The 18,088-nt window shown below is 70.2% G+C and carries 18 protein-coding genes; 8 read left to right on the forward strand and 10 right to left on the reverse strand.

All coding sequences use genetic code 11. The features are described from left to right. The first annotated feature begins 160 nt into the window (after positions 1 to 160). The 4 genes from B9S57_RS22165 to B9S57_RS22180 all read left to right on the forward strand — a co-directional run bounded on the left by B9S57_RS22165 (position 161) and on the right by B9S57_RS22180 (position 1,984). Positions 161 to 340: a hypothetical protein gene (locus tag B9S57_RS22165; RefSeq protein ID WP_103517311.1), complete on the forward strand. Its 180-nt coding sequence runs from the start codon at positions 161 to 163 to the stop codon at positions 338 to 340. 101 nt (positions 341 to 441) lie between these two features. Next, complete coding sequence (locus tag B9S57_RS22170; protein WP_103517312.1) at positions 442 to 876, forward strand: BlaI/MecI/CopY family transcriptional regulator; 435 nt, start codon at positions 442 to 444, stop codon at positions 874 to 876. A 129-nt stretch (positions 877 to 1,005) separates the two neighbouring features. Beyond that, positions 1,006 to 1,503, forward strand: a complete 498-nt coding sequence (locus tag B9S57_RS22175) for an amino-acid N-acetyltransferase (protein ID WP_103517341.1) — start codon at positions 1,006 to 1,008, stop codon at positions 1,501 to 1,503. 145 nt (positions 1,504 to 1,648) lie between these two features. Further along, a complete protein-coding gene (locus B9S57_RS22180; protein ID WP_099173598.1) occupies positions 1,649 to 1,984 on the forward strand; it encodes an Lsr2 family protein in 336 nt (111 codons plus the stop codon). Here B9S57_RS22180 and B9S57_RS22185 read toward each other — a convergent pair. After that, complete coding sequence (locus tag B9S57_RS22185) at positions 1,963 to 2,547, reverse strand: SCO3374 family protein (protein ID WP_103517313.1); 585 nt, start codon at positions 2,545 to 2,547, stop codon at positions 1,963 to 1,965. The genes B9S57_RS22180 and B9S57_RS22185 overlap by 22 nt on opposite strands. A gap of 440 nt (positions 2,548 to 2,987) precedes the next feature. On the opposite strand from B9S57_RS22185, the gene B9S57_RS22195 reads away from it, so the two are divergent. Beyond that, positions 2,988 to 5,513 (forward strand): ATP-dependent Clp protease ATP-binding subunit, encoded by a 2,526-nt coding sequence (locus B9S57_RS22195; protein ID WP_103517314.1) that lies wholly within the window; start codon positions 2,988 to 2,990, stop codon positions 5,511 to 5,513. Between the two features lie 101 nt (positions 5,514 to 5,614). Here the strand turns inward: B9S57_RS22195 and B9S57_RS22200 are convergent, their stop codons facing one another. Then, on the reverse strand, positions 5,615 to 5,980 hold the full coding sequence (locus tag B9S57_RS22200) for a DUF4440 domain-containing protein (RefSeq protein WP_103517315.1): 366 nt from the start codon (positions 5,978 to 5,980) through the stop codon (positions 5,615 to 5,617). Between the two features lie 608 nt (positions 5,981 to 6,588). Between B9S57_RS22200 and B9S57_RS22205 the strand changes: the two genes are divergently transcribed. Then, entirely contained in the window at positions 6,589 to 7,311 is a 723-nt protein-coding gene (locus tag B9S57_RS22205) for a M23 family metallopeptidase (RefSeq protein ID WP_103517316.1), read from the forward strand. 19 nt (positions 7,312 to 7,330) lie between these two features. On the opposite strand, the gene B9S57_RS22210 is transcribed toward B9S57_RS22205, so the two are convergent. Beyond that, positions 7,331 to 7,918, reverse strand: a complete 588-nt coding sequence (locus B9S57_RS22210; protein WP_103517317.1) for a TetR/AcrR family transcriptional regulator — start codon at positions 7,916 to 7,918, stop codon at positions 7,331 to 7,333. Positions 7,919 to 8,053: 135 nt separating this feature from the next. Here B9S57_RS22210 and B9S57_RS22215 point away from each other — a divergent pair, with 135 nt between their 5' ends. Beyond that, positions 8,054 to 9,652 carry an MDR family MFS transporter gene (locus B9S57_RS22215; RefSeq protein ID WP_103517318.1) on the forward strand — a complete coding sequence of 533 codons (1,599 nt, stop codon included), beginning with the start codon at positions 8,054 to 8,056 and terminating at the stop codon, positions 9,650 to 9,652. Positions 9,653 to 9,742: 90 nt separating this feature from the next. Here the strand turns inward: B9S57_RS22215 and cseC are convergent, their stop codons facing one another. The 5 genes from cseC to B9S57_RS22240 all read right to left on the reverse strand — a co-directional run bounded on the left by cseC (position 9,743) and on the right by B9S57_RS22240 (position 14,132). Next, on the reverse strand, positions 9,743 to 11,068 hold the full coding sequence (gene cseC, locus B9S57_RS22220) for a two-component system sensor histidine kinase CseC (protein ID WP_103517319.1): 1,326 nt from the start codon (positions 11,066 to 11,068) through the stop codon (positions 9,743 to 9,745). Beyond that, positions 11,065 to 11,775, reverse strand: a complete 711-nt coding sequence (gene cseB / locus B9S57_RS22225; RefSeq protein ID WP_103517320.1) for a two-component system response regulator CseB — start codon at positions 11,773 to 11,775, stop codon at positions 11,065 to 11,067. The genes cseC and cseB overlap by 4 nt, the downstream gene beginning before the upstream one ends. A gap of 11 nt (positions 11,776 to 11,786) precedes the next feature. Beyond that, positions 11,787 to 12,419 (reverse strand): hypothetical protein, encoded by a 633-nt coding sequence (locus tag B9S57_RS22230; protein ID WP_103517342.1) that lies wholly within the window; start codon positions 12,417 to 12,419, stop codon positions 11,787 to 11,789. Between the two features lie 50 nt (positions 12,420 to 12,469). Next, positions 12,470 to 13,054: a SigE family RNA polymerase sigma factor gene (locus tag B9S57_RS22235; protein WP_103517321.1), complete on the reverse strand. Its 585-nt coding sequence runs from the start codon at positions 13,052 to 13,054 to the stop codon at positions 12,470 to 12,472. Between the two features lie 175 nt (positions 13,055 to 13,229). Further along, on the reverse strand, positions 13,230 to 14,132 hold the full coding sequence (locus tag B9S57_RS22240; RefSeq protein WP_103517322.1) for an A/G-specific adenine glycosylase: 903 nt from the start codon (positions 14,130 to 14,132) through the stop codon (positions 13,230 to 13,232). Between the two features lie 261 nt (positions 14,133 to 14,393). On the opposite strand from B9S57_RS22240, the gene B9S57_RS22245 reads away from it, so the two are divergent. Next, on the forward strand, positions 14,394 to 15,218 hold the full coding sequence (locus tag B9S57_RS22245; RefSeq protein ID WP_181011436.1) for a hypothetical protein: 825 nt from the start codon (positions 14,394 to 14,396) through the stop codon (positions 15,216 to 15,218). Positions 15,219 to 15,331: 113 nt separating this feature from the next. On the opposite strand, the gene disA is transcribed toward B9S57_RS22245, so the two are convergent. Together disA and radA are read right to left on the reverse strand one after the other, a co-directional pair. Further along, positions 15,332 to 16,456, reverse strand: coding sequence for a DNA integrity scanning diadenylate cyclase DisA (gene disA, locus B9S57_RS22250; RefSeq protein ID WP_103517324.1), 1,125 nt, complete (start codon positions 16,454 to 16,456; stop codon positions 15,332 to 15,334). An 80-nt stretch (positions 16,457 to 16,536) separates the two neighbouring features. Then, positions 16,537 to 17,949 (reverse strand): DNA repair protein RadA, encoded by a 1,413-nt coding sequence (radA, locus tag B9S57_RS22255; protein WP_103517325.1) that lies wholly within the window; start codon positions 17,947 to 17,949, stop codon positions 16,537 to 16,539. Between the last annotated feature and the right edge of the window lie 139 nt (positions 17,950 to 18,088).

An 18,088-nucleotide genomic window follows, 5' to 3' on the forward strand; every position in this document is an offset into this window, starting at 1 on the left:
GGGGGAGCGCCCGATGCCCAAGCCGTCGGAGGTCTTCCCGCCCCGCCGCAGGCCCGCGCCGGCACCCCCGCCCGAGGAGCGCGCGGTGTCCTGACGCGGCCGGACCGCCTGCGGGGTGCCCGGGAGTGGCCGGAATGCCGGACTCGCTACCCTGGACGGCATGGACTACGTATCCGCGCTCGTTCCCCCCGTGGTGATGGCCGTCTTCTTCATCGGCCTCGTCAGGACGATCATCAAGAGCCAGGGCGGCCCGAACAAGGCCAAGGAGGACGCCGCCGTGGACGCGGCGCTCGCCCGCGCCGAGGCGGCCAGGCAGGCTCCGCAGCCCGGGAGCGTCTGACCCGGACCCGAGCACGAAGGGCGCACGGCTCCCCGGAGCCGTGCGCCCTTTTGCCATCCCGAAATTGCCCCATTCCAGACATCTAGCACTAAGGTGATGCCATGCCTCGCCAATTGGGAGAGCTGGAAGACACCGTGATGACGCGGGTCTGGCAATGGAACCGTCCGGTCACCGTGCGGGAAGTTCTCGAGGACCTTCAACAGGAACGGTCCATCGCGTACACGACCGTCATGACGGTAATGGACAATCTCCATCAGAAGGGCTGGGTCCGCCGGGAAGTGGACGGCCGGGCATATCGATATACGGCGGTCTCCACCCGCGCCGCATACTCGGCCGCACTGATGAACGAAGCCTGGTCGCAGAGCGACAACCCGGCGGCCGCACTGGTCGCCTTCTTCGGCATGATGTCCGCGGGGCAGCGTGAAGCGCTCCGGGACGCGATCCGCGTTGTGGCGCCCACGTTCCCCGAACCGCCCGAGAACCGGCCCGATGCCGGGACCGTAGCCGATGGAGCGTCACCGGAGAGCGGGCGATAGCGTCGGGGGATGTCCTCAGAGCAGCCGCAAACCGAGCACCCTGACGTCTCGCAAACCGGAGCCGATACCGGGCCGGAAACCGGATCTCGCGCAGATCTTCGTACCGACCCGTCGGTAAATAAGCCGGCGATCACGGTCCGCCGCGCCAGGACGAGCGATGTGGAGTCCGTCCGAGGACTCCTGGACGGCTACGTCTCCCAGGGCATCCTGCTCGACAAAGCGACGGTGACGCTTTACGAGGACATCCAGGAGTTCTGGGTCGCCGAACGCGACGAGGACGCCCGGGTCATCGGCTGCGGCGCACTCCATGTGATGTGGGAGGACCTCGCCGAAGTGCGCACTCTCGCCGTCGACCACAGCATCAAGGGCGCCGGAGTCGGGCACCAGGTCCTGGACAAGCTCCTCCAGACGGCACGCTGGCTCGGCGTCCGCCGCGTTTTCTGCCTCACCTTCGAAGTGGACTTCTTCGCGGCGCACGGCTTCACCGAGATCGGGGAGACACCGGTCGACGGAGATGTCTACAGCGAGCTGCTGCGTTCCTATGACGAGGGTGTCGCGGAGTTCCTGGGTCTCGAACGAGTGAAGCCGAACACCTTGGGCAACAGCCGGATGCTTCTGCACCTGTGAACGGCGGAACGTACCGGAACCCTATGTCCGAATCGCGCATGTTTCCCGTGTTCTTGTGCTCCTGAACCTCTCCCAGGGGTTTGTGTTTTCCGGGGAAAAGCGGTTTCCTTTCCGCGTACTGCATTTTTCGATGAAAGGAAATCCGGTGGCACAGAAGGTTCAGGTCCTTCTTGTTGATGACCTCGACGGTGGCGAGGCGGACGAGACCGTTACGTTCGCTCTGGATGGCAAGACGTACGAGATCGACCTCACCACGAGCAACGCGGACAAGCTCCGTGGTCTTCTTGAGCCCTACACCAAGAGCGGGCGCCGTACCGGTGGCCGCGCCGCGACCGGCCGTGGCAAGGGCCGCGCCGTTACCGGTGGCAACAAGGACACCGCCGAGATCCGTCGGTGGGCGCGCGAGAACGGTCACAACGTGAATGACCGCGGTCGCGTTCCCGCCGAGATCCGTGAGGCTTACGAGAAGGCCAACGGCTGACCTGTCGGCCGATGGGTCCACAGGCGTTCACGGGCATGCGCGAGCCTGGCACGGTGGCACTCGGTCGCCGCCGCGTCCACGAGTCGTACGAGATCGGGAGCATCCCCACCCCTGCTCCCGAGGCCGCCGAGGGCCGGGAGCGAGGGTTCCGCCTCCTGGCGCGATCCGGGGGGCCGCAGCCAGAAGGCGGCCCCCGGCGAGCCTGCCGCTCCGCCCGGCGGCACCGGAGCCGTGATGTGCCCGCCGGCGCCGACGGCGGAGAGGTCGAGAGCGATCCCGCCCCACTCCAGCCACTCGAGCAGGCCGGGGAGCTCCTCGGCACTGCCTGCGGCCACCAGGAGCTGCATCCGCCGCCCCGCCACCGCCACCGGGCCGGTGCGGCCGATGCGGCGCAGCGCCGCGTGGCCTGCCGCGGCCGGCAGCTCCAGCACGTCGAAGCGCAGCCCCGTCAGCAGCCGCACCGGCGACGTGCCTGCCGTCGTCCAGTCCAGCTCGCGGGAGTACCACTGTGCGCGGTCGTCGGATTCCGACGACGAGCGGGGAGGCGGGACGAGGGAAGCCATGTCCGATGAACCGCCGAACCCACCCCGGGGTTACGCCCCGTCCGTGATCGATCGCCCAGCGTGTCCGGTGCGGGGGCGTGCGGAGGCGTCCGGCAGCGCGAAGTTGTTCGCCCGTAGCGGAGGAAACGGGGGTGCGCCGCATGGACTGTCGGTGAGTGCGGGTAAGACATCCCTAGTGGGAAGGGGCGACACGCGGGCAAAAGCGTCTCACGTTCGCCATCGGCGTACTGGCGAAAGGGCTATCTGCCTGGCCTGCGGGAACATCGTCTCGCACCATCGGGTTGGAGCAGTTGTCGGCGTTCGGGGCAGGAGATCCCCCGGGAAGCAGGGCCGGGTGTCGGCAGTTGAAATGAGCGGTCCCCGCTTGCGGGACTAAGCTGCGGAAGGACAGGGAGGGGACCGACCCCTTACTGCCTGACCGCTCTGAGGAGCGATTAACGATGTTCGAGAGGTTCACCGACCGTGCGCGGCGGGTTGTCGTCCTGGCTCAGGAAGAAGCCCGGATGCTCAACCACAACTACATCGGCACCGAGCACATCCTCCTGGGCCTGATCCACGAGGGTGAGGGTGTCGCCGCTAAGGCCCTGGAGAGCCTCGGGATTTCGCTCGAGGCGGTCCGCCAGCAGGTGGAGGAGATCATCGGCCAGGGCCAGCAGGCCCCGTCCGGGCACATCCCCTTCACCCCCCGGGCCAAGAAGGTCCTGGAGCTGTCGCTCCGTGAGGCACTTCAGCTCGGCCACAACTACATCGGCACCGAGCACATCCTGCTCGGCCTGATCCGCGAGGGCGAGGGCGTCGCAGCCCAGGTCCTCGTGAAGCTGGGCGCCGACCTGAACCGGGTGCGGCAGCAGGTCATCCAGCTGCTCTCCGGGTACTCGGGAGGCAAGGAGGCGGCCACCGCCGGCGGCCCCGCGGAGGGCACGCCCTCCACGTCCCTGGTGCTCGACCAGTTCGGCCGGAATCTCACCCAGGCCGCTCGTGAGTCCAAGCTCGACCCGGTCATCGGGCGCGAGAAGGAGATCGAGCGGGTCATGCAGGTGCTGTCCCGCCGTACCAAGAACAACCCGGTTCTCATCGGCGAGCCCGGCGTCGGCAAGACGGCGGTCGTCGAGGGCCTGGCGCAGGCCATCGTCAAGGGCGAGGTGCCCGAGACCCTCAAGGACAAGCACCTCTACACCCTGGACCTCGGCGCTCTGGTGGCGGGTTCCCGCTACCGAGGTGACTTCGAGGAGCGCCTGAAGAAGGTCCTCAAGGAGATCCGCACCCGCGGCGACATCATCCTGTTCATCGACGAGCTCCACACCCTGGTGGGTGCGGGCGCCGCCGAGGGCGCGATCGACGCGGCGAGCATCCTCAAGCCCATGCTGGCGCGAGGCGAGCTCCAGACCATCGGTGCCACGACGCTCGACGAGTACCGCAAGCACCTGGAGAAGGACGCCGCGCTCGAGCGCCGCTTCCAGCCCATCCAGGTCGCGGAGCCGTCGCTGCCGCACACCATCGAGATCCTCAAGGGTCTGCGCGACCGTTACGAGGCCCACCACAGGGTCTCGATCACGGACGAGGCGCTGGTCCAGGCCGCCACCCTGGCCGACCGGTACATCTCGGACCGCTTCCTGCCGGACAAGGCGATCGACCTGATCGACGAGGCCGGTTCCCGGATGCGCATCCGCCGGATGACCGCGCCGCCGGACCTCCGCGAGTTCGACGAGAAGATCGCGGATGTCCGCCGCGACAAGGAGTCGGCGATCGACTCCCAGGACTTCGAGAAGGCAGCCTCGCTCCGCGACAAGGAGAAGCAGCTGCTGGCGGCGAAGGCCAAGCGGGAGAAGGAGTGGAAGGCCGGCGACATGGACGTCGTCGCCGAGGTCGACGGCGAGCTCATCGCCGAGGTCCTGGCCACGGCCACCGGCATCCCGGTCTTCAAGCTGACCGAGGAGGAGTCCTCGCGGCTGCTGCGCATGGAGGACGAGCTCCACAAGCGCGTCATCGGCCAGAAGGACGCCATCAAGGCCCTCTCGCAGGCGATCCGCCGTACGCGAGCAGGTCTGAAGGACCCGAAGCGCCCGGGTGGCTCGTTCATCTTCGCCGGCCCGTCCGGTGTCGGTAAGACGGAGCTCTCCAAGACGCTCGCCGAGTTCCTCTTCGGCGACGAGGACGCGCTGATCTCCCTCGACATGTCGGAGTTCAGCGAGAAGCACACGGTTTCCCGCCTCTTCGGTTCGCCCCCCGGTTACGTGGGCTACGAAGAGGGTGGCCAGCTCACCGAGAAGGTGCGCCGCAAGCCGTTCTCCGTCGTCCTCTTCGACGAGGTCGAGAAGGCCCACCCCGATATCTTCAATTCCCTGCTCCAGATTCTGGAAGACGGTCGTCTGACCGACTCCCAGGGCCGGGTCGTGGACTTCAAGAACACGGTCATCATCATGACGACCAACCTCGGGACCCGGGACATCTCGAAGGGCTTCAACCTGGGCTTCGCCGCCCAGGGCGACGTCAAGACGAACTACGAGCGGATGAAGGTCAAGGTCAACGACGAGCTCAAGCAGCACTTCCGGCCTGAGTTCCTCAACCGTGTCGACGACACGGTCGTCTTCCACCAGCTCACCGAGGAAGACATCATCCAGATCGTCGATCTGATGGTGGCCAAGGTGGACGAGCGCCTCAAGGACCGCGACATGGGCATCGAGCTCAGTGCCGAGGCCAAGTCGCTCCTGGCGAAGAAGGGCTACGACCCCGTGATGGGCGCCCGGCCGCTGCGCCGGACGATCCAGCGCGAGATCGAGGACATCCTCTCCGAGAAGATCCTCTTCGGTGAGCTGCGTCCCGGTCACATCGTGGTCGTGGGCACCGAGGGCGAAGGGGACGAGAAGAAGTTCTCGTTCCGCGGCGAGGAGAAGTCGGCACTGCCCGACGTCCCGCCGATCGAGCAGGCAGCGGGCGGCGGCCCGAACCTGACGAAGGACGCGTAGCGCGCCCGGCGCCTGAGCGTCGAAGGGGCTGCCCCGGACCGGAAACGGTCCGGGGCAGCCCCTTTTCCGTGCGGTGGGGCAGGGGGCCGTGGCGGCGCGGCTCAGTCCGTCAAGGTGCCCTGATGGAAGTACAGCCGCCAGCCGCCTTCCGTGTGACGCCACAGGGAGCTCCGCCGTGCGAGGCGGCCCGCGTGGTCAGCGACGTAGGTCAGATGAACGATGCCGGGAGCCGGTACGGCGCCTCTCATCTCGCTGACCGCCACCGGGGACCCGGGGTGGACGGAGCCGGAGCTCGTCACCGTGAGGACCGACGTCGCGTCCCAGAGCCGTCCTGATGCTCCGATCTCGGTGAACTCGGGGTCCAGGAGCTCCGAGACCAGCGTCGGTGACGCACGCACGTCGGGGTCGAGAAGCCGCATCTCCGACGCGATCGCCGCACGGACGGCCCGCTTGTTTTCGTTCTCCATACCCGAAGCCTAGGGACGGACTCCGTCCGCTTGCCGCGCCTGTCCGGGCGGGCCCGGCCTCCGCCCGGTCCCTGCGGATGCGCGGGCCCGGCGACGACCGGCAGGCCGGTGGCGCGGCTCCTGGCTCTGCGGACGTGGGGCGGCTCCTGCCCGGCGGTCGGCACTCCGCCGTCCTGCCGGGGGCTGTCACCACCCTCGCGGTCGGGGGTCGAAGGTCCCGAAACGGACAGGCTTCCGGCCCGCCGGCGGTGACAAGGCGCACAGGCCCCCGGAGGCCTACTAGCCGCCTTAGGAGGGGGTGGCGTGATCGGCGCAGGGACCTTCGGCCTGCTTCAGGTGAGGCTTTTGGGGTTTGGGATGAAATGACCTCATTATGGCGCCCTGTCCAGGAACGATGCGTTTGGAGCTGGGGCTAAACCCGCGTGGCGAAGATTGTCCGGACCCTCTTCGGTGGCCGTCGGGGTCCTCGGGCGCCGCGAATTCCCCGCCCCTCGGCTACGGCTTTTGATCGTAGATGGGGGGTTTGAGTGTTGCCGGGGGTGCGGGTTACCAAGGTGGAGCAAGCCCGGTCGAGCACCGGGTCCAGTCACCCCGGAGGTACTCACCGCATGTCGAAGCGCGTTACGTTCCAGCACTCCCGCCGCCCGTCCATGTCCCGTGTCAGCGGCGCCGTCGTGGCCGCCGGCCTGGGTGCGTCGATGGTGTTCGGCGCGGGCGCGGCGTTCGCGTCCGGCACGACGGGCACCGCGGACACCGCGGCCCTCGCCGGCGCGGCCACCGCCAACTCCGTCGCCAAGCAGGCGACGGCGCAGAGCAAGGCCGCCGCCCAGGCGAAGGCCGACAAGGCCGAGAAGGCCGACGCCAAGAAGAAGGCGGCCGCCAAGAAGAAGGCCGCTGCCAAGAAGAAGGCCGCCTCGTGGGAGACCCCGGTCAGCCACTACGAGCTGAGCGCCACCTACGGCACCGGCGGCAGCCGCTGGGCCCACAAGCACTCCGGCCAGGACTTCGCGGTGCCGATCGGCACCAAGGTCGAGGCCGCGCACACCGGTCGCGTCGTCAAGGCCGGCCCGAACGGTGCCGGCGACGGTCCCGCGTACGGCAACGCCATCGTGATCAAGCACGCCAACGGCAAGTACTCGCAGTACGCGCACCTGTCGGAGATCGACGTCAAGGTCGGTGACCGCGTGAAGACGGGCGACAAGATAGCCCTGTCCGGCAACACCGGTAACTCCAGCGGCCCGCACCTGCACTTCGAGATCCGGACCTCGCCGAACTACGGTTCCGCGCTGAACCCGGTCTCGTACCTGAAGACCGTGCACGTCAAGGTCTGACGCACCCCCCCCGCAGCCGCTAGGCGGCTGCGGCCCCCGGGTCATGGGCCCGGGTCACCAGCTCGACGGCGACCTCGAGAGCAGCCTTGCGCTTCTCCTCGGGGTCGCCTTCCGCGTCCTTGAGCGCCATCATCCCGGCGTGCATCGTGAAGAGTGCGCTGAAGCACCGCACCTGGTCGGTGAGCGGGGCGTCGGGATCCTTGATCAGGTCGACCAGGGCGATGATTCGGTGCTTGATGGTGTGGCCGATGCTCAGCTCCCGCACCGTCGCCTGGTTCTCCTGCATGAAGACGAAGAGCGGCTCGGCGGCCCTGAGCGCCTCGCTGTAGCGGACGAGGATCTCCTTCTTCGTCTCCAGGGTGCGCGGCTGCGCCTTGCCCCACTCCAGGAGGTCCTCGACGGGCCTGTTCAGGTCCTCGAAGATGCTGACGAGGATGTCTTCCTTGGTCTTGAAGTGGTAGTAGAGCGCAGCCTTGGTGACCTGCAGGTGCTCGGCGATCTCGCGGAGCGAGGTCTTCTCGTACCCCTGCTCGGCGAAGAGCTCCAGGGCGACGTCCTGAATGCGCTGTCGGGTGTTGCCCCGGCGCGGCTGCGGCGTGCTGCCCATGCGACTCTCCCAAGAACTTACTTGACGCCCGGCTAGTTACGAGTCTACCTTCCTCAGTGTAGCCAACTAGCCGGTCGGCAAGTAAGTGCCGCGTCGGTGGCAGACCAGGCACTCAGGGGATCAGGGGAGCACGGCATGACGGACTTGAAGAAGGCGGAGGCGGCCCGGCCGGCCGAGCCGAAGGCGCGCAGCGTCAGGGTGGTGGTGCTCGCCCTGATGATCACGATGCTGCTGGCCATGCTCGACAATCTGATCGTCGGCACCGCGATGCCCACGATCGTCGGCGACCTCGGCGGCATGGAGCATCTGTCCTGGGTGGTCACGGCGTACACCCTGGCCACCGCGGCCTCCACCCCCATCTGGGGCAAGCTCGGCGACCTCTACGGGCGCAAGGGCATCTTCCTCACGTCCATCGTGATCTTCCTGATCGGCTCGGTGCTGAGCGGCATGGCCCAGGACATGGGCCAGCTCATCGGGTTCCGCGCGGTCCAGGGCCTCGGTGCGGGTGGTCTGATGGTCGGCGTCATGGCGATCCTCGGCGACCTGGTGCCTCCGCGGGAGCGTGGGAAGTACCAGGGCATGATGGCCGGCGTGATGGCGATCGCCATGATCGGCGGGCCTCTGGTCGGCGGTGTGATCACCGACCACCTCGGCTGGCGCTGGAGCTTCTACATCAACCTCCCGCTGGGCGCGGTCGCGCTGGCCATGGTCACGGCGGTGCTGCACCTGCCCCGCAAGGAGCGGTCGACGGCCAGGATCGACTACCTGGGCGCCGCGCTCCTCACCGTGGGCATCACCGCGATCGTCCTGGTCACCACCTGGGGCGGCACGGAGTACGCCTGGGGCTCGGCGGTGATCATGGAGCTCATCGCGCTCGGCGTCGCCTCCCTCGTCGGGTTCCTCTTCGTCGAGACGAAGGCCGCCGAACCGATCATGCCGCTGCACATCTTCCGCAGCCGCAACTTCAGCCTCATGTCCGTGATCGGCTTCATGGCCGGCTTCGTGATGTTCGGAGCGGTGCTCTTCCTCCCGCTGTACCAGCAGACGGTCCAGGGAGCGAACGCGACCAACTCGGGGCTGCTGCTCCTGCCGATGCTGCTGTCGATGATGGTCGTCTCGCTGGTCGCGGGCCGGATCACCACGAGCACCGGCAAGTACAAGGTCTTCCCGATCGTGGGCAGCGTCCTGATGGTCACCGGGCTGTTCCTCCTCTCCACCATGGACACCGGCACGACGCGCTTCACCTCCGGCGTCTACATGGCGGTGCTCGGCGCCGGCATGGGCTTCCTGATGCAGATCACGATGCTCGTCGCGCAGAACAGCGTCGAGCTCAAGGACATGGGCGTGGCCTCCTCCGCCACCACCCTCTTCCGCACGCTCGGCAGCTCCTTCGGCGTCGCGATCATGGGCGCCCTGTTCACCGGACGGGTGCAGGACGAGATGGCTGCCCGCGGCGGCGGCGGGGCGACCGAGAGGTCGGCGCAGCTGGACGACGCGAGCCTGGCGAAGCTGCCCGAGGCGATGCGCGACGCCTACGAGTACGCCGTGGCCTCGGGGACGCACCTCGCCTTCCTGGTGGGCGGCTCGGTGGCCGTGGTGGCCCTGCTGGCGGCCCTGTTCGTCAAGGAGGTCCCGCTGCGCGGTACGGCGAAGCCGGAGACCGCCCCCGTCGACTCCGACGGATCCACGCCCGCCGGCGCACCCGGGGCGGCCAAGGAGTCCCAGGCCGTCTGAGCACACCCCCTGAAGTGGTCGGGCCCCGGGGACGAGACGTCTCCGGGGCCCGACCGCTTTCGTTCGGCCCGCCGCGCCGACCGCGTCAGCTCAGCCCGCCCCCGCCTGCCGCAGCACGGGGAAGCTCCCGGTGTTCGTCGGCGCGTGTTCGGGCAGCCACAGCACGGCGACCGCCCCGCCCGTGCCTCCGGTGGCACCGGCACCCCCCGCGTTGCGGAACGTCAGCCTGGCCCCCAGGACCCGTGCCTGCCCCGCGGCGATGGTCAGCCCCAGGCCGTGGCCGCGCCCCGCCCGGTCGCTGCTTCCCGTACGGAAGCGGCTCGGCCCCTCCCGCAGCAGCGCCTCGGGGAAGCCGGGCCCGTGATCGCGGACCCGCACGACCCTGCCCTCGACGGTGACCTCGACCGGACCCGCCCCGTGCTTGGCGGCGTTGCCCAGCAGATTGCCCAGGATGCGCTCCAGCCGCCGCGGATCCGTGGACACCCAGGACTCGTGCACCACCCGCACCGTGATCTCCGGATCCAGGAGCCGGACCCGGCGGCCGACGAATTCGCCCAGGGGCAGTTCCTGCAGCTCGGCCCGCTCCGAGGCACTGTCAAGCCGGGCCACCTCCAGGACGTCCTCGACCAGGGTCCGCATCGCCTGGGCCCGGTCCCGTACGAGCTCCGTGGGCCGGCCCGGGGGCAGCAGCTCGGCCGCGGTGAGCAGCCCGGTCACCGGGGTGCGCAGCTCGTGCGCGATGTCCGCGGTGACCCGGCGCTCCGCCTCGATCCGCTCGTTCAGCGCGTCCGTGAGGGCGTCGACGGCCCGGGCCAGCTCGTCGGTCTCGTCCCGTACGACACCGCCGACGGCCTCCCGTACGCGTACCTCCGTGTTGCCCTGGGCGACCTTGCCGGCCGCGGCCGCCGCCTTGCGCAGTCTCCGGGACAGCTGTCCGCCGATCAGGACCCCGAGGGCGCAGCCCCCGAAGACGACCGACACCGAACCGATGACCAGGGCCCGGTCGAGGTCGCCCATGACCGTGGCGTTGCGGTCGGCGAACCGGGTGTGCAGCGACAGGACGTCACCGTTGGCCAGGGGCACGGCCGCCCAGACGTCGGGGACCCCGTCCTCGTGATCGTCGACGTGGGTGGCCCGCCGGTTCTCCCGGATCTGGCTGCGCAGGCTCGCGGGGAGCGAGGGGTCGTTGATCTTGGAGCCGAACTTCGGGGACGGCTTCTGCGTGTTCGTCGCCTCGTACAGCCGCTGGGCGAAGAGCAGGCGCTCCAGCTGCACCTCGCGCGCGTTCTCCAGCATCGAGACGCGGGCGGCGTTGTGGACGACGAGACTCAGCGCCAGCGCGACGAGCGCGCCGACGGCGGCGATCGCGATGCTGATCTTCCAGCGGACCCCGGTCCGCAGTGCGAGCCGTCTCATGCCCGGAGCTTGTAGCCGAAGCCGCGGACCGTCTCGATCCGGTCCTGCCCGATCTTGGTGCGCAGCCGCTGCACATGGACGTCGACGACACGGGTGTCCCCGCCCCAGCCGTAGTCCCAGACCCGCTCCAGGAGCCTGTCGCGGGAGAGGACCGTGCCGGGCGCCGCGGAGAACTCCAGCAGCAGCCGCATCTCCGTCGGCGTCAGCCCCACGGGCGAGCCCTCCCGGCGCACCTCCATGCCCTCGGTGTCGATCTCCACGTCGCCGAAGACCAGCACACCGTCCGACTCGTCCGGCTGCCCCACGGCGCCGGACGGGTCCTCGCCCGCACCGGCGGCGTGGCCGAAGCGCCGCAGCACGGCGCGGATGCGGGCGACGAGCACCGCCCCGTCGAACGGCTTGGTGACGTAGTCGTCGGCCCCGGCCTCCAGACCGAGCACCACGTCGATCGAGTCGGCCCGCGCCGACAGCATGATCACGGGCACGGTCGACTCGTCGCGGATGCGGCGGCACAGGCTGACCCCGTCCAGGCCGGGCACCATCACGTCCAGCAGGGCGATGTCGGGGCGGTCCGCCCGGAAGGCCTCCAGGCCCAGCAGCCCGTCGGGCACCGCCGTGACGATGAAGCCGACCCGCTCCAGTGCGAGCTGGGTGGCCTCACGGATGACGTCGTCGTCCTCGACGAAGAGGACATGGGTCTCGGCCATGCGAGCGGCTCTCAGTTCTGCGTCGACTGCGGTGCGGGGAGATCGCCCTCCCCGCTGCCGACGGCCCGGTTGAAGTCGTTGTGCACCCGGTCGGTCTCGCTGAACCGGCCGGAGGCCCAGTGGTAGGTCACGACGTCCTCGCCGGACGGGTAGGAGACCGAGTCCCCCGACCCGTACACCTGCGTCGTCACCACCAGGTCACCCCGGTCGATGGTGCCGTAGACCGCGGGCACCTCGGCGGCGAAGACGTTCTCGTACGAGCCGTCGGGGCGCTGCCGGTAGGCGTAGGTGCCGACGCCCACCGAATCGCCGCAGGTCATCACGTTGACCACGACGTCGGACGCCGAGCCGTCGGTCAGGGTGCCGTACGAGGTGTCGACCGGGTACTCGTCACCGGTACAGGGCTTCAGATCGTCCTTGAGCCGCCGGCTCACCTTGGGGTCGCCCTTGACGAGCCGCACCGCGTCGACCCGCGGGGCGGGCTTGGCCGTCCCGGTGGGGGTGGCGCTGGACGGCGCCGCACGGGCGACCTGCTGGGTGGCGGCAGGGCCCTCGTCGCGCGTACCCGTGCCCCCGGTGGAACAGCCGGCGCAGAACAGCCCGAAGGCGGCGAGCACGGCAACCGCCGCGCTCCCCGCCGCCAGACCGGCCCCGAGTCCTCCGCGGCCGGCGGTCGTGCTCTTCCTGCTGCCCGTCAGGCCGCCCACCGCTCCCGCCCCCGCTCGTCACGACGCCTGTCCGGCTGGGCCGGGATCCGCGCCAGTACCCCCTCGGCCTCCTGGCTCCGGGCCGCACGGTCCTCCAGCTCCTGGCGCAGGCGTGCCAGGGCGCGGTGCAGCGTGCTCTTCACCGTACCGGCGGACATACCGAGTGCCGCGGCCGTCTCCTCCGTGCTCATCTGCTCCCAGTGTCGCAGCACGACGACGCTGCGCTGCTTCGGAGCCAGCACGCCGAGGACGTCCATGAGCAGGGCGCGGTCGGCACGCTGCTCGGCACCGTCGTCGATGCTCGCCTCGGGGAGCTGCTCGGTGGGGACCTCGTCGAGCTTGCGGGCCCGCCACCACTCCGTACGCGTGTTGATCATGACGCGGCGCAGGTAGGCGTCGGCCAGGGACTTGTCGGCGATGCCGTCCCAGCGGCCGAAGGTCCTGACCAGGGCGGTCTGCAGCAGGTCCTGGGCGTCCACGGGATCGGGCACGAGCCGGCGCGCACTGCGCAGCAGCGCGTCCTGCCGGGTCCGCACGTACTCCTCGAAACCGAGCACCTCGCCCTGCGCCATGACAACCGCCTCCGTGGATCCCCGTGTACCGCCGTCGGCCGGATGGTCCGGTTGCCGACGTCGGTGACGTTACGGAGGCGTTGTCACGAGGGTGTGCGGAGCAGCCGTACGCGGACGCACGGCTGCCCATCGGTTGTGTAACAGCCGCTGGGCAGCCCGGCCCGTCGGCGCACCGTCAGGTCAGGGGCAGCCGGTACCGGCCGTTCGCCAGGGGCTCCACCAGACCGTCGGCGACGAGCCCGTCCAGGGCCCGCGCCCGCTGCACGGGCTCCTCCCACACCGCGTCCAGCGCGGACTGCGGCACCGGTGTGATCGCGTCGCGCAGCACCGCGAGCAGCCGGCCGCGCACCTGCCGGTCGGTGCCGGCGTAGGTCTGGCCGCGACGCGGCGGTCCCTGGTGGGCGGGCTTCCCCGCCAGCCGCCAGGCGCACTGTCCGGCGATCGGGCAGCGCGTGCAGTCCTCGTTCTTCGCGGTGCACACGAGTGCGCCGAGCTCCATCGTGGCCGCCGCCCAGCGGGCGGCGCGCTCCTCCTCCTCGGGGAGCAGTGCGCGGGCGAGCTTGCGCTCGGCCGCGGTGGTCGCGTTCGGCGGGTACTGGATGCCGGAGGCGGCCCGGGCGAACACCCTGCGGACGTTCGTGTCGAGCACGGCATGACGCTGCCCGTACGCGAACGAGGCCACGGCCGCGGCCGTGTACTCCCCGATCCCGGGCAGCGCGAGCAACTGGCCGTGCTCGCTCGGCACGTCGCCCCCGTGGCGTTCCGTTATCGCCTGCGCCGCCCCGTGCAGCCTGAGGGCGCGCCGCGGGTAGCCGAGCCGGCCCCAGGCGCGGACCGCTTCGCCCGGTGCGTCGGCGGCCAGGTCCGCGGGGCGCGGCCAGCGGGCCACCCACTGTTCGTAGACCGGGAGGACCCGGTTCACCGGGGTCTGCTGCAGCATGAACTCGCTCACCATCACGCCCCAGGCACCCGCTTCGGGGCGGCGCCAGGGCAGATCGCGGGCGTGCTGCTCGAACCACCCGATGACGGGAGCATGGAGGGAGGCGGGGGGCGTCTGTGTCGAAGTCGTGGCAGTCATCGCACCTACGATCCTGGCACGGAAGAGGGGGAGTCGTGCACGGTTGCGGGGGTGTCGCCCCGGCCGGGGGCCCAGGGGGTGATAACGCCACCCGTTCTGTCCCTTCGTACGGGGCGGACGATGCCCGAGCCGGTGCAAAGTGGCTGGAAGCACCCGGGGACGGCCGCTCCATGATGATGATCCGGAAAACTTGTCGATCAGAGCGGCGGTTGGGGGCCGGAGTTGGCCCGGAACTCTCGTAGAGTTCGGGCCGTGGGATCTATGCGCAATCCGGTCGGGCCGCTTCCCTCCAGCATCTACTGGCGTCGCAGATCAGTAGCCGTGCTGGTGATCGCGCTGCTCGCGGCATTGATCGCGTGGGCCGTCACCTCGGGTGGTGGCAGCGGCGGGGGGAAGGACGACGGCAAGTCCGGCGAGTCCGCTCCCCCTCTGTCCATCACCCCCGGACCCTCGAGTTCCGGCCCGGTGGTCGGCCAACCCCCCGGCGGACGCGACGAGTCGGGCGCATCCGGCAGCGGTGGGGGTGCGGGATCCGAGGGGTCCGGCGGGGACGCCGGGACGGGCGGAGCGGCAGGATCGGACACCGGTGGAGCGGGGAGCTCCTCAGCGGCCGGCGCGAGCGCCGGTACGAGCGCGGGCGGCGGCGGTGCGACGGGCGGCCAGCAGGTCCCGGCCGGTTCCTCCCTCCCGAACTGCACGGCTTCCGCACTTCAGTTGAGCCTGAAGACGGAGCTCAGCTACGGGCCCGACGACAAGCCGGAGTTCCGGCTGAGCGCCAGGAACACCTCGACCACCGACTGCAAGGCGGACTTCGGCCCGAAGAGTGCCGTGCTCACGATCACCGAAGCCGGTGAGGAGGACGAGCAGGTGTGGTCCTCCGAGGACTGCCCGAAGAGCGGCGCCTTCTTCCTGAGGATCCCGGCGGGGGCCACGGTCGTCCACACCGTGGAGTGGGACCGCAAGGAGAGCGCGCCCCGCTGCGCGACACCGCCTGCCGGCGCCGCCGCCCCGGGGACGTATCTGCTGGAGGCGAAGGTCCCGGGCGAGACCGTCCAGCGGGCCTCCTTCGTCCTGGCCAAGGACTGACAGCGGCGAGAGGCCCGCCGGACGGGTGTCCGGCGGGCCTCTCGCGCTTCACGGGCGGAGAACCAGGGCTGCTCCCTGGGGGGAGCCGCCCCGATGGCGCCCCGGGCGACGGCTCAGACGTACCGCTCCAGGATCGACGACTCCGCCAGCCGCGAGAGCCCCTCGCGCACGCTGCGGGCCCGCGCCTCGCCCACGCCGTCCACGGCCTGGAGGTCGTCCACGCTCGCGGCGAGCAGCTTCTGCAGGCCGCCGAAGTGCTCCACCAGCCGCTCGATGATCGCCCCGGGCAGCCGCGGCACCTTCGCCAGCAGCCGGAAGCCCCGGGGGGAGACGGCCGAGTCGAGCGTCTCGGGCGAGCCGCTGTAACCCAGCGCCCTTGCGACCACGGGCAGTTCGAGCAGCTCGGTGTGGGTGAGCGTGTCCAGCTCGGCCAGCGCCTCCAGGACCGTGCGGGACCGCTTCGCCGTCGGCTCGGGGACGTAGTCGCGCACGACCAGCTCCCGCTCGGGCTCGACGCCGGCGATCAACTCGTCCAGCTGGAGCGACAGGAGGCGGCCGTCGGTGCCCAGCTCCACCACGTACTCGGCGATCTCGGTCGCGATCCGACGCACCATCTCCAGCCGCTGGGAGACGGCCGTCACGTCCCGGACCGTCACCAGGTCCTCGATCTCCAGCGCTGAGAGGGTCCCGGCGACCTCGTCCAGCCTGAGCTTGTACCGCTCCAGGGTGGCGAGCGCCTGGTTGGCGCGGGACAGGATCGCGGAGGACTCCTCCAGGACCCGTCGCTCGCCGTCGACGTACAGCGCGATCAGGCGCATGGACTGGGAGACCGAGACCACCGGGAAGCCGCACGCCTTGGAGACCCGGTCCGCCGTGCGGTGACGGGTGCCCGTCTCCTCGGTGGGGATGGAGGCGTCCGGGACCAGCTGGACGCCGGCCCGCAGGATCTTGGTCATGTCCTTGTCGAGGATCATCGCGCCGTCCAGCTTGCACAGTTCACGCAGGCGCGTCGCGGTGAACTCCACGTCCAGCACGAAACCGCCGGTACACATGGATTCGACGGTTCTGTCCATGCCGAGGACGATCAGGCCGCCGGTGTTGCCGCGGAGGATGCGCTCCAGGCCGTCGCGGAGCGCCGTCCCGGGCGCGACCGCGCTGAGCGAGGCGCGCATCAGCGCCTCGTTACCCGTGCCTTGGCCGGACTTTCCGGGCGATGCTGCCCGGTCGTTGGCTGCCACTGCACTCCTCCGGTCACAGGTTTGCGGTGCCCTTGCGTCCCTCATACCGTTCGTACGGGCGGGGGAGACCAGGGCAAAGTCTACCGGCGCGCGCCGTCCTCCTGTGGTCCGTCCGGCCGAGACCGGCGGGGGAGGACTCTCAGGGCGTCGCCCATGTCGGCCACTTCCGTGACCTTCATGCCGGCCGGGACCTGCCCCGGGTCCCTCGGGACCAGGGCGTGCTTGAACCCGAGACGGTACGCCTCCGCGAGCCTCCGCTGGACACCCGTCACCCTTCTGACCTCCCCGGCGAGGCCCACCTCACCGATCGCGACCAGGTTCTTCGGGAGCGGTGTGTCGCTCGCCGCACTGGCCAGTGCCAGGGCGATCGCGAGGTCCGCGGCCGGTTCGGTGAGCTTCACGCCGCCCACGGTCGCACTGTAGATGTCCCGCTTGCCGAGCGCGCTGATGCGGCCGCGCTGCTCCAGGACGGCCAGCATCATCGACACCCGGGAGGTCTCCAGACCCGAGGTGGTGCGCCGGGGCGAGGGGATCTGCGAGTCGACCGTCAGCGCCTGGACCTCGGCGACGAGCGGACGCTTGCCCTCCAGGGTCACCGTCAGGCAGGTGCCGGGGACGGGCTCGTCACGGCGGGTGAGGAAGAGCCCCGAGGGGTCGGCCAGGCCGGTGATGCCCTCGTCGTGCAGCTCGAAGCAGCCGACCTCGTCCGTGGCGCCGTAGCGGTTCTTGACACCCCGCACGAGCCGGAGGCGCGCGTGCCGGTCGCCCTCGAAGGAGAGCACCACGTCGACCAGGTGCTCCAGGAGCCGGGGCCCCGCGATCGCGCCGTCCTTGGTCACGTGGCCCACCAGGAGCGTCGACATGCCGCGCTCCTTCGAGGCCCTGATGAGTGCTCCGGCGACCTCGCGGACCTGCGCCATGCCGCCGGGCGCTCCGTCGATCTCCGGCGAGGCGACCGTCTGTACGGAGTCGAGGACCAGGAGGGACGGCTTGACCGCGTCCAGATGCCCCAGGACCGCGGAGAGGTCCGTCTCGGCGGCCAGATACAGGTGGTCGTTGATCGCCCGGATCCGGTCGGCCCGCATCCGCACCTGGCTGGCGGACTCCTCGGCCGTGACGTAGAGGGTGCGGTGGTCGTCGCTCGCCGCCTTGGCCGCCACGTCCAGCAGGAGGGTCGACTTGCCGACGCCCGGCTCACCCGCGAACAGCACCACGGCGCCGGGCACCAGCCCGCCGCCGAGCACCCGGTCCAGCTCGCCGACCCCGGTCGAGCGCGCCGTGGCCTGGCGGCTGTCGACCTGGCCGATGGGCAGGGCGGCCGTGGAGACGCGGCCGGCCGCCGTCGTACGGACGGCGGGGGCGCCGCCGAACTCCTCGACCGTCCCCCAGGCCTGGCACTCCGGGCAGCGGCCGAGCCATTTGGCGGTCGTCCAGCCGCATTCGGTGCAGCGGTAGGACGGCCGGTCCTTCGCGGATTTCGTACGGGCAGCCATGGCGTCACCGTATAGGTGCGGTCTGACAGCGCCGGTCGTGGGCGCGGAAGTCGAACATGCGCCCGATGCGGTATTTCCCGTGGAATGCGGGATTCCTGTCCCCTTTCGAGGGGGAGTGTCACCCGTAAGGATGGAATAG

It is taken from the genome of Streptomyces sp. SM10, from assembly GCF_002910915.1.
Lineage (GTDB): Bacteria > Actinomycetota > Actinomycetes > Streptomycetales > Streptomycetaceae > Streptomyces.